This window comes from Rhodococcus sp. NPDC054953 (assembly GCF_053609225.1).
The window spans coordinates 185,891-197,083 of sequence record NZ_JBSGXD010000005.1; the positions used below are offsets into that span (position 1 = coordinate 185,891).

Below are 11,193 nucleotides of genomic sequence, written 5' to 3' on the forward strand. Positions count from 1 at the left end.
TTCGGCTTTTTCTTCGTGCTTTCTTTCTTCTCCTTTGCGCGGTAGTCTTTTTGTGCTCCCCCCCCCCCTTGGGCCCCCCCCCCCCCACCGGGCGCCGCAGGCGCGCTCAGTCGGTGGCGATGCGCCGCTCGTAGGCCGCTCGGTCGCTGCTGACCTCGAGGAACACCCGATCGAGGCCGATCCACCGACGCAGCAGCCGGGCGGCGGGGCGCGGAAACAGCTGCCACAGTGCGCTCCCCGCCGACAACCTGCCCGGCACCACCGCGTGCCTGCTGCCGCGGCGCAGCACCCGCACCACCGCGGCCGCGACCTGCTCCGGCGGGATCGGCCGGGTCAGCGGGCCCGGCGTCGTTCCGGCGATCAGTTCGGTGTTGGTGAACGACGGCAGCACCGTCGACACCCGAACCCCGCGGTCGGCGAGCTCGGCGTCGAGCGCCTCACCGAACCCGACCACCGCGAACTTGGTGCCGGTGTACACGGCCATGCCGGGGGCGGGCATCCGCCCGGCGATCGACGCGACGTTCACGATCCGTCCACCGCCGGCCGCGGTCATCCGGCGCGCCGCGGCCCTGGCACCATTCAGCACGCCGAGCACGTTGACCTCGACCGCCCGACGGACGATCGCGTCGTCCTGGTCGAGCAGCGGCCCGATCGGCATGATGCCCGCGTTGTTGATCCACACCGAGACCGGCCCGAGCGTCGACTCGACCTCGTCGAGGAACGCGGCCACCGACACCGGATCGGTCACATCGAGGCGGGCGCCGAGGACCCCCAGGTCGGCGGCCGTCGCCGCGACCCGGGCGGTGTCCACGTCCCCGATCGCGACCCGGGCCCCCGCGGCCTGCAGCGCGGCGGCGACGGCCCGGCCGATGCCGCGGGCTCCGCCGGTGACGACGGCGACCCGGCCGTCGAGAACGATTCCCCTCACGCGTGCCCCTCCCGCACCTCGTCGATGGTGCGGCACGCGGTGGCGGCGGCCTCGCCGCGGTCCCGGGCCGCCGTGCCGATCGGACTCATCGTCGTCCCCCTCGGTGCGGGCGCAACGTCAGCCGGGCGCGCAGCGTCATCGCGCGCAGCAGCGTGGCACGGAAGCGGTCGGGGTAGGCGGTGGCGACCCGCTGCGTGGTGACCGTCTGCGGCTCGGTGTGCCGGACGATGCCGTCGCGGCCGTGCCGCCGTCCGACGCCGCTGGCTCGCATCCCGCCCATCGGCGCGTCGAGCGCCGCGATCGCCGACAGGTACCCGTCGTTGACGTTCACCGCACCGGCGACCACCCGCTCCGCGATCCGCCTGCCCCGGTTCAGGTCCCGCGTCCACACACTGGCGCTCAACCCGTAGTCGCTGGCGTTGGCGCGGGTGATGGCCTCGTCATCGGATGCCACCCGGTACAGCGACACCACCGGCCCGAAGGTCTCCTCCGCGCAGACCGCCATGTCGGGGGTGACGTCGGCGAGGACGGTCGGCTCGAAGAACAGCGGACCAAGGTCGGGTCGCGGTCGGCCGCCCGCGAGCACGGTCGCGCCCTTCGCGACGGCATCCTCGACGTGCGCGGCGGTGGCCGCGAGCTGACGCGGCGAGGTGAGCGAGCCCATGTCGATGTCGTAGGTGTAGTCGGCGCCGAGCCGCATCCGCCCGACCCGCTCGGCCAACCGGGTCGCGAACCGTGGATACACCCGGTCGTGCACGTAGATGCGTTCGATGCCGATGCACATCTGCCCGGCGTTCGAGAAGCACGCCTGGACCGCACCCATCACCGCGGCGTCGATGTCGGCGTCGGCGCAGACGATCATCGCGTTCTTGCCGCCGAGTTCGAGGGACGCCCCGATCAGCCGGTCCGCGCAGTGCCGGGCGATCTCCCGGCCGGTGGCGGTGGACCCGGTGAAGCACAGGTGGTCGACGGCATCGATCACCGCGGGCCCGATCCGGCTGCCCGGCCCGGCGACCACCTGCCACACCGCGGGCGGAATCCCGGCATCGGTGGCCAGCTTCCTGGCCAGCAGCAGCGTCAACGGTGCCTGCGAGTCGGCCTTGCTCAGCACCGCGTTGCCCGCGATGAGGGCGGGGATGACGTCGCCGACGGCGAGGAACAGCGGATAGTTCCACGGGGCGATCACCCCGACCAGGCCCTTCGGCCGGTACCCGACCGTGGCGCGCACCACGCCGGGCATCGCGGTGCGGGCAGGCCGGGCGCGCAGATGCCGGGCCCCGGTGCGGCCGTAGTACGCGGCCACCGACACCACGCCCTGCACCTCGACCGCCGCGTGCACGCGGGCCTTGCCGGTCTCCCATTGCATCAGGTCGCACAGCAGGTCGTGGTGGCCCAGCAGCGCCCGCCCGAACCGCAGCACCGCCCGCTCCCGGTCCCGGATCGGGGTCTGTGCCCACGCGGTCTGCGCGGCGCGTGCGGCCGCGGCCGCGGCGGCGATGGCGGCCGGGGTGGACTGCGGGACCGCCGGAAGCGCGCGACCGGTGAACGGTGCTCGGGCCCGGTGCATCTCGTCTCCGGGTGGCAGCTGACCGCGCAGCGCGGTGAGCAGGTCCGCCCCGACGCGCGGGGGCGGCGCTTCCTGGTCGGGGTCGGTGGCGCGCTCGCCGGTGGGCGAGGGGGACGGCAGCGGTGCGGATCTCATGGTCTCCTCGGTTCGGGAGAGCGGAGCGACGGGGTTGCGTGGACGGGACCGAGACGCGGGTCGGTGAACGCGGTGGATCGGCGGAGCGTCCCGGTCAGCGGTGGGTGCCGGTCACCAGACCAGCCGGACGAGGTAGCGCTCGGCGTACCTCCGTACCGCATCCTGGTCCGAGATATCCAGTTGGCCTTGTGGATTGAGCATCAGCGACACCGCGATCCGAACCAGGATCTCCGCGACCGCGTGCAGGTCCCCGTCCGACATCGTGACGCCGCTGCGTCGCAGCGTCGTCGCGACCTGCGCGGCGGCCTGGGCGATCGGGGCGCCGTCGGTGCGGTTGGTGAGCCCGAGGATCAGCTCCGGCTCGCTCTCGAGGATCCGCGTGACCAGCGGCATCTCTTGGGTGAGCCGGACGCCGCGGGTGAAGCACTCCACCACCGCGCTGCGCGGATCCCGGTCCGCGGCAACCCGGTCCAGTTCGGCGAAGAAGGCCGTGGTGTCGCGAAGGACGAGGGTCTCGACGAGGGCGTCCTTGTTCGGGAAGCGCCGGTAGAGGGTGCTGCGGGAGATCCCCGCCCGGCGGGCGATGTCGTCCATGTTGGTGCGCCGGATCCCGTACCGCTCGAACTCGTCCCGCGCGGCGTCGAGCATCGCCGTCTCGGGGGACGCGGACCGCGGACCGGGTTCGGCTGGTGTTGGCATCGTGTGCAGCATATCCGTCGCCTGCGCGCATGTCGGTGTCCGCCTACAGTGCGCGAAGGCGCACCGGCAGACCGTCCTTCGGCACCGGGAGGGTGGAGTTGTCGAGTGTCCACCGGTACTCCTCAGGGGTGGACCACTCGTACCGGAGCAGCATGTTGTGCATGATCGTCTTGACCTCCATCTGCGCGAAGTACAGGCCGATGCACTTGTGCACCCCGCCGCCGAACGGCATCCAGGCGTAGCGGTGCACCCGGTCCTCCGCGCGGTCGCTCGCGAAGCGATCCGGGTCGAAGCGCTCCGGGTCGGTCCACAGCGCCGGGTTGTGGTGATTGACCAGGCCGATCGCAGCGACGTAGGTGCCGGCCGGGATGTGATGCCCGCAGATCTCGGTGTCCTTGATCGCCCGGCGCGGCAACCCGGGGACGGGCGAGTTCAGTCGCAGCGACTCCCGCATGACGCGGTCGAGGACGGTGAACTCGTCGAGGGTGTCGTAGGAGATCTCGGTGGGGAGGGCGCGGGACTGCGCCCGCGCCGTCTCCTGCCATTGCGGGTGCCTGGCCAGGTAGTACGCCATCGTGGTGAGCGTGATCGTCGAGGTGTCGTGCGCGGCCATCAGCACGAAGATCATGTGGTTGACCACGTCCTCGTCGGTGAACGTGTGCCCCTCCTCGTCCTGCGCGTGGCAGAGCACCGAGAACAGGTCCGGGGTCGGGGTGGCGCGCTTGGCGGGCAGGTGCTCGTGGAAGAAGTCCTCGAGGACCCGGCGTCCCGCCAGCCCACGGGCCCAGCGGGTGCCCGGGATGTTCTTCCGCACGATCGACAGCCCGGCGCCGACGCAGTCGACGAACGCCCGGTTGATCCGGTCGGCCTCGTCGCGCGGTAGGTCGAGGCCGAGGAAGATCTCCAGCGCCAGGTCCAGGGTGATCTGCTTGAACTCGTCGAGCAGGCGCACGGCGCCGGTGGCTCCGCCGTCGCCGAGCGGCAGCTGGGCAACCCGCTCGGCGAGCATCGGTTGCATGTCCTGCAGGTAGCCCTTGAGATGGGTGTTGCTGAAGGCCTGCTGCATGATTCGCCGGTGGTGGCGGTGCTCCTCGAAGTCCATCAACAGGATGCCGCGGCGGAAGAACGGTCCGATCAGGAAGCCCCAGGCGGGCTCGTTCGCGAACGCCCTGTCCCGGTTCATCGCGACGGCCTCGCAGCCGTCGGCGTCGAGGGGGATCACGAATCGGAGGCCGAACGAGTTGATGTAGGTGATGTCACCGTAGGCGGCGCGGCGTTTGGCGACCATGGCGACGGGGTCCCGGAAGAACCGGAGCACCTCGATCACGCCGGGGTCACCGGTGCCGTGGATCGGTTTCAGCCCGCTGCCCGTGGGGACGGTGGCCAACTGCTTGCGACGCATGGCAACTCCTGGGATGTCGGTCGGCGGGGGACGGTCAGACGGGCGTGTTGTGCAGCGGCCGCGGGTCGACGCCGACCCGTCGCCAGGCCTGGCTCGCCCACGGCAGGTACAGCACCCGCACCGGCAGCCGGTTCAGCAGCGGGTTCAGTGCCCGCATCGCCGCGGCGAAGCGCTGAAAATGCTTCTCCTTCCTGTCATCCCAGTCGAGACCGCACACCGCACGCATCTGCGGGGGGACGGTGCCGACGACGATGGTCCGGGTGAACGCGTTGAGCGGCGCGGACAGCACCCGCCAGACCGGCCTCGGGATCCGCCGGGGTCCGGGGATGCCCCTGCGGATATACCCGGTGGCGTAGACGATCGTCCGGGTCGGAACGAACTGGTCCAGCATCGCGTCCCAGTACTCGACGAACTCGGCGTAGGTGTGCGGCTGGCTGCGATCGCTGACCCCGTACAGCCGGTACCAGGCCTTGCTCTCCTCGAAGATTCGCGCCTTCTCGGCGTCCGAGAGACGGCGGATGAACGTGTCGGTGATGTAGAGGACCTGGTCAACGAACGTCGCGTGCGCCCAGTAGAACAGCTCCGGGTTCAGCGCGTGGTAGCGCGAACCGTCGGCGATGGTGCCCTTGATCGGCGTGTGGAAGTCGCGGACCGTGCGGCCCCAGCCGTGCGGGTCCGCGCTGTAGACCGTCTTCATGATCGGTGGCCCGCTGCGCCGCGCCCGGCCGAGGGTGTCGGCGAAGATCACCGAATGGTCCTCGACGGCCTTGCCGAGCTGTTCGATGCAGTTCTCGGTGCCGGCGAGCCGTTGGAAGCCGAGCAGTCCGCGCACGTCGCCGTAGTACTTCCACACCAGCGAGTCCGGGCCGAGCGGCGTCACCGGCTCCGCGGACCCGTCGTCGACGGGCATTGGCAGGGCCTCGCGGATGCCGTCCTGGAAGGTCGGTCGCCCCGGCGCGGTCGGGCCTGCGTCGCCGACGGGCGCGCGGAGTGGCGTCATGCGAACTCCTGTCGCCTGGAACGTTGGAACAAAACAATGTTTGTGTGTCATGACCGTACCTGCGTGGCCCCGGTCACACAAGTAGCTTGGGTGGGGGACGCCGACGAAAGGGCCGCGCCGTGACCGAGCTGTTCAATCCGAGCACCTACGACCCGCAGGAATTTGATCCGGAGACCCGTCGACTGCTGCGCGCGACCGTCGACTGGTTCGAGGCCCGCGGCAAACGGCAAGTGCTGCATGATGATTTGAACGCGGTCTGGGCGGAGGACTTCCTGGACTTCGTCCGCAGGGAGAAGCTGTTCGCCACCTTCCTGACACCGGCTGCGTACGGCGACGGCGACGAGAACCGACGTTGGGACGCGGCCCGCAACGCCGCGCTCAGCGAGATCCTCGGCTTCTACGGCCTCCCGTACTGGTACGCCTGGCAGGTCACCGTCCTCGGCCTCGGGCCGATCTGGATGAGCACGAACACCGAGGCTGGCCGCCGGGCCGCCGCGCAACTGGTGCACGGCGGCGTCATGGCGTTCGGGCTGTCCGAGCGGGATCACGGCGCCGACGTCTACTCCACCGACATGGTGCTCACGCCCGCCCCGCCCGGCGGCGAGCTGGCCTTTCGGGCCACCGGCGACAAGTACTACATCGGCAACGGCAACGTTGCGGGCATGGTGTCGGTGTTCGGGCGTCGCGCCGACGTCGACGGCGCCGACGGGTACGTCTTCTTCGTCGTCGACAGTCACCATCCCGGCTATCACCTGATCGACAACGTGCTGCACAGTCCGATGTACGTGAGCGCCTTCCGGCTCGAGGAGTATCCGGTGCGGGAGGCGGACGTCCTGCACACCGGCGTCGCGGCGTTCGAGGCGGCACTGAACACCGTCAACGTCGGCAAGTTCAACCTGTGCACCGGATCCATTGGCATCTGCGAGCACGCCTTCTATGAGGCGATCACCCACGCGCACCACCGGGTTCTGTACGGCAGGCCGGTCACCGAGTTCGCGCACGTGCGGGCCAGTTTCGTCGACGCGTACGCCAGGACGGCCGCGATGAAGCTGTTCAGCGCCCGCGCCGTCGACTACTTCCGGAGCGCGTCGCGGGACGACCGGCGCTACCTGCTGTTCAACCCGATGACCAAGTCGAAGGTGACGATGGAGGGGGAGAAGGTCGTTGGGCTGCTGCATGACGTGATCGCCGCGAAGGGCTACGAGAAGAGCACCTACTTCCAGGAGGCGGTCCGGTACATCGGGATGCTGCCCAAACTCGAGGGCACCGTGCACGTCAATGTCGGGCTGGTTCTCAAGTTCATGCCGAACTACCTCTTCGCGCCCGCCGAGCGTCCGGAGGTCGGGACGCGGCAGGAGGCCGCCGACGACATCTTCTTCTGGGATCAGGGTCCGACCCGCGGCGCCGCCACGGTGACGTTCCACGACTGGACCACCGCCTACCGTCGGTACGCGGACGTCCCCAACGTGGCCCGGTTCTTCGAGCAGGCGCGGGCGCTGACGGTGCTGCTGACCACCGCACCGCCGGATGAGGGGCAGCTCGAGGACCTCGATTTCATGCTCGCCGTCGGGCACCTGTTCTCGCTGATCGTGTACGGCCAGCTGATCCTCGAGCAGGCCGCCCGCACCGCACTCGACCACGACGTGCTCGACCAGATCTTCGACTTCCAGGTCCGGGACTTCTCCGGCCACGCAACCGTGCTGCACGGGAAGGCGTCGTCGACGCCCGCGCAGCAGCAGTGGGCGCTCGGGGCGATCCGCAAGCCCGAGGTCGACGCGGCCCGCTTCGACCGGATGTGGGAACGCGTCGTCGCCAACGACGGTGCCTACGAGATGCGCCCGTAGCGGGGCGTCCCCCGCCGCGCGTGGGTCCTCCCTGCGTTCCGGACGCCCTGCGCCGGACACCGTGATAAACAGGTGTCCGGCACTGAGGGTCTGGGCCTTCGAGCGACGGCATGAGGAGACGACGGTGGAGTTTGGCATCACCCTGTTCACGAGCGACCGCGGCATCACCCCCGCGGCCGCGGCGCGGGCGGTGGAGCAGTTCGGGTTCGACTCGTTCTATGTCCCCGAGCACACCCACATCCCGGTGCGCCGCGATGCCGCCCACCCGCAGACCGGTGACGAGTCGCTCCCCGACGACCGCTACATGCGGACCCTCGACCCGTGGGTCTCGCTCGGCACCGCGGCCTCGGTGACGTCGCGGATCCGGCTCGGCACCGCCGTCGCGCTGCCCGTCGAGCACGACCCCATCACCCTCGCGAAGACGATCGCGTCCCTCGACCACCTGTCCGGTGGCCGCGTGACGCTCGGCGTCGGCTACGGCTGGAATCTGGACGAGCTCACCGACCACGGCGTCCCGACGAACAAGCGCCGCACGATGCTGCGCGAGTACCTGGAGGGCATGCAGGCGCTGTGGTCGCAGGAGGAGGCGTCCTACGAGGGCGAGTTCCTCTCCTTCGGTCCCAGCTGGGCGTGGCCGAAACCGATTCAGCAGCCGCGGGTTCCGATCATCGTCGGCGCGGCGGGGAACGAGAAGAACTTCAAGTGGATCTCCCGATCGGCGGACGGCTGGATGACTACCCCGATCGAGCAGGACATCGAGGACAACGTGCTGCTGCTGCGCAAGACTTGGGAGGCCGCGGGCCGGGACGGGGCACCGCGGATCGTGGTCCTGGACCGCAAGCCGGTCCCCGAGACCCTGTCGCGGTGGCAGGATCTCGGCATCGACGAGGTCGTGTACGGCATGCCCGACGCCGACGAGGACACCGTCACCGCCTACCTGGAGAAGCTCGCGGGCAAGCTCGGACGCTGACCGGTCGCGGGGGCCGGCGGGCACCCGGGCGAAGGATGCGCCCGTCGTCGAGTGTAGGCAGGGGAGCGGTGTGACGGACTATCTCGCGCCACGGTGGGATCGGGCCGCTCTGGTCGTGATCGACCTGCAGCGTGACTTCCTCGACGGCGGACACGCCGTGGTGCCGGGAACGACGAATGTCGTGCCGAATGTCTCATCGTTGGTGCGCGCGTTCCGGCTCGCCGGTCGCCCCGTCGTTCATGTGGTTCGTCTGTACCCGCCTGGGGGTTCGGATGTCGACGTGCTTCGGCGCGAGTCGATCGAACGCGGCGCCGAGATGGCGGCTCCCGGAACCGACGGGTGCCAGATCGCCGATGGGATCCTGCCGCCGGGGTACCGATTGGATGAGGATCTGCTTCTCGCCGGGCGTAGTCAGGCCGTCGGGCCGAACGAGATTGTGCTGTTCAAACCGCGATGGAGTGCCTTCTATCGCACGGAATTGGAGTCGCTGCTGCGTGCGCAGGGAAGTGACACCGTTGTGGTCGCCGGCTGCAATCTGCCGAACTGTCCGCGAGCGACGCTGTTCGATGCCAGCGAGAGGGACTTTCGCACCGTGCTGGTCATCGACGCCGTGTCGCAGACGAGCGCCGAACGGGTGGGGGATCTCAAGAGGATCGGCGTCAACCTCTGCACGACAGCCGAGGTCGTTGCTGCGCTTTCCGCGGCAGATCGGGGTGGGTGAGGCGCCAGAAGGTTCACGGACGCGGCCGAAGAGTGGGATCGTGTTTACTGAAGAGCGTTGTAGCGCAGAAGAATTCCACGGGCATCCAAGTCCACACCCTGGGAGGGCTGGTTGCGTCGCCGCGCCGGTCTTCAACTGCTTCTCGAAGAAGGGGACTGCTGCACGGATAGGTGACATCTGATCTGTGGTGCCGGGAGGCACCGCTGGAAGGATGGACCCCGTGCCCAAGCCGTACCTCAAGGAATTCCGTGACGACGTCGTCCGCGTAGCCCGAGGCCGTGAGCCGGGCCAGCAACTGAAGCAGATCGCCGCAGGCTTCGGGATCAGTGAATCGTGCCTGGCGAACTGGATGAAGACCGCCGATGTCGAGGACGGCGTCAAGTCCGGAACCACTGTGAGCGAGAACGCCGAAACTGCGCGAAGTCCGGAAACGGATCTGGCTACTTGAGCAGGAGAACGAGGTCCTGCGCCGCGCCGCGGCCTACCTGTCGCAGGCGAACCTGCCGGGAGAATGATCTTCCCCCGCAAGCGGGAGGTACCTCCACCGCTCGTCCGTGAGCTGGCCGCCGGCGGAATGCCCGTCGCGGCGGATGTGCCGGGTCCTCAAGATTGCGCGTCGACCGTACTACCGGTGGCTCGCCGAGCCCGCGGCCGCCGCCGAACTCGACGAGGCGTACCGGGCCAACGCCCTGTTCGACGCCCACCGCGAGGATCCGGAGTTCGGGTACCGGTTCCTCGTCGACGAGGCCGCCGACGCGGGCCAGCCGATGGCGCCGCGCACCGGGTGGCGGATCTGTTCGGAGAACAGGTGGTGGAACTCGTTCGGTAAGAAGCGCGGCACCAAGAACACCCGTTCCGGACCGCCGGTTCCATGACGATCTCGTCGCCCGAAACTTCACCGCGGTGACGCCGAACATGTGGTGGCTCACCGGTATTACCCCAAGCACTTCGTGCAGGGAGGTGCCCCCAGTGAGCACCACACCGGTGATGGCAAGCTCCATCTGTGCGCGATCAAGGATCGTGTCCTCGAACCGAATCGTGGGCTATTCGATCGACTCTCGGATGAAGGCCCGCCTCGCGGTCGACGCACCAAGCTCGGCCGTCGCCCGCAGGGCTGCGGCCGGGGATCCGGTGGCCGGCTGTGTTGTTCCTAGCAACCGCGGCTCGCAGTTCCGGTCGAGGAGATTCGTCCACGCCCTGGGCCGGCATTCGATCGTCGGATCGATGGGGTGGGTGCGTGCGGCGAAGACGCGGCGATGGAATCGTTCTTCGCGTTGTTGCAGAAGAACGTCCTCGACCGCCGACCATGACGAACTCCGGATCGCGATCGTCACCTGGATCGAACGGACCTACCACCGTCGCCGCCGCCAAGCCTGGCTCGGCAAGTTGACCCCCGTTGAATGCGAGACCATCATGACCACGCCAGCCAGTCAGGCTGCGTGACCGAACCTGTCACCGGATCGTGCAGCAGTCCCTGTTGACGAAACCCCCTGCCGTGCCGCTGTGGCATTCGGACGGGCAGCCGCCCAGGCCGCGACCTATCCGGTCGTGGCCTCGGCGGCTCAGTGGTTCTATTGTGTTTCAGGGTGTTTCAGGTGCTGAACAGCAACTGTTTTCGATTGTGTGCCGGGATGGGTTTCCGGTCGGGGTCGATCCAGTGTGGGGGTGTGAACCACGGGTGGCCGTCGTCTCCGATGTGCACAGTCCATTTGCCTTTGTGGATGTATCGGTGGTGAAAGCGGCAGAGTAGCACCAGGTTCGACAGTTTCGTTTCGCCTCCGTTGGCCCAGTGGTGGATGGGGGCACCTCCCTGCACGAAGTGCTTGGGGGAGGGTGGGCGTCGGTCCAGGCGGTGGGTCGGCCGCATCCTGGGTAGGCGCAGCCGCAGTCGCGGGCGTCGAGGGCGCGGCGGAGTCGGCGGGGGATG

At 69.1% G+C, this 11,193-nt stretch carries 8 protein-coding genes and 1 pseudogene; 4 read left to right on the forward strand and 5 right to left on the reverse strand.

The window, feature by feature from the left end:
- Window positions 1-106: 106 nt before the first annotated feature.
- The 5 genes from ACWF62_RS05995 to ACWF62_RS06015 form a co-directional block, all read right to left on the reverse strand.
- Window positions 107-928: an SDR family NAD(P)-dependent oxidoreductase gene (locus ACWF62_RS05995; protein ID WP_378506697.1), complete on the reverse strand. Its 822-nt coding sequence runs from the start codon at window positions 926-928 to the stop codon at window positions 107-109.
- An 85-nt stretch (window positions 929-1,013) separates the two neighbouring features.
- The gene (locus tag ACWF62_RS06000; RefSeq protein WP_452629618.1) at window positions 1,014-2,630 is read right to left on the reverse strand and encodes a succinic semialdehyde dehydrogenase; all 1,617 of its coding nucleotides are present in this window, start codon (window positions 2,628-2,630) and stop codon (window positions 1,014-1,016) included.
- 111 nt (window positions 2,631-2,741) lie between these two features.
- On the reverse strand, window positions 2,742-3,329 hold the full coding sequence (locus ACWF62_RS06005; protein ID WP_452629619.1) for a TetR/AcrR family transcriptional regulator: 588 nt from the start codon (window positions 3,327-3,329) through the stop codon (window positions 2,742-2,744).
- A 43-nt stretch (window positions 3,330-3,372) separates the two neighbouring features.
- Window positions 3,373-4,731, reverse strand: coding sequence for a cytochrome P450 (locus ACWF62_RS06010; protein ID WP_378506700.1), 1,359 nt, complete (start codon window positions 4,729-4,731; stop codon window positions 3,373-3,375).
- Between the two features lie 34 nt (window positions 4,732-4,765).
- Window positions 4,766-5,731, reverse strand: coding sequence for an oxygenase MpaB family protein (locus ACWF62_RS06015; RefSeq protein WP_452629620.1), 966 nt, complete (start codon window positions 5,729-5,731; stop codon window positions 4,766-4,768).
- A 119-nt stretch (window positions 5,732-5,850) separates the two neighbouring features.
- Between ACWF62_RS06015 and ACWF62_RS06020 the strand changes: the two genes are divergently transcribed.
- From ACWF62_RS06020 to ACWF62_RS06035, 4 genes and pseudogenes are all read left to right on the forward strand, one after another.
- On the forward strand, window positions 5,851-7,575 hold the full coding sequence (locus ACWF62_RS06020; protein WP_452629621.1) for an acyl-CoA dehydrogenase family protein: 1,725 nt from the start codon (window positions 5,851-5,853) through the stop codon (window positions 7,573-7,575).
- 124 nt (window positions 7,576-7,699) lie between these two features.
- Window positions 7,700-8,545: an LLM class F420-dependent oxidoreductase gene (locus tag ACWF62_RS06025; RefSeq protein WP_452629622.1), complete on the forward strand. Its 846-nt coding sequence runs from the start codon at window positions 7,700-7,702 to the stop codon at window positions 8,543-8,545.
- A 70-nt stretch (window positions 8,546-8,615) separates the two neighbouring features.
- The gene (locus ACWF62_RS06030) at window positions 8,616-9,266 is read left to right on the forward strand and encodes a cysteine hydrolase family protein (protein WP_452629623.1); all 651 of its coding nucleotides are present in this window, start codon (window positions 8,616-8,618) and stop codon (window positions 9,264-9,266) included.
- Between the two features lie 220 nt (window positions 9,267-9,486).
- Window positions 9,487-10,709: pseudogene (locus ACWF62_RS06035) on the forward strand (IS3 family transposase).
- Window positions 10,710-11,193 lie beyond the last annotated feature (484 nt).

What these genes read in the sequence shown, in the direction of transcription:
- ACWF62_RS06000 (WP_452629618.1), bottom strand. Translation starts at nt 2,630, where the DNA reads ATGAGATCCGCACCGCTGCCGTCCCCCTCGCCCACCGGCGAGCGCGCC.
- ACWF62_RS06005 (WP_452629619.1), bottom strand. Translation starts at nt 3,329, where the DNA reads ATGCCAACACCAGCCGAACCCGGTCCGCGGTCCGCGTCCCCCGAGACG.
- ACWF62_RS06015 (WP_452629620.1), bottom strand. Translation starts at nt 5,731, where the DNA reads ATGACGCCACTCCGCGCGCCCGTCGGCGACGCAGGCCCGACCGCGCCG.
- ACWF62_RS06010 (WP_378506700.1), bottom strand. Translation starts at nt 4,731, where the DNA reads ATGCGTCGCAAGCAGTTGGCCACCGTCCCCACGGGCAGCGGGCTGAAA.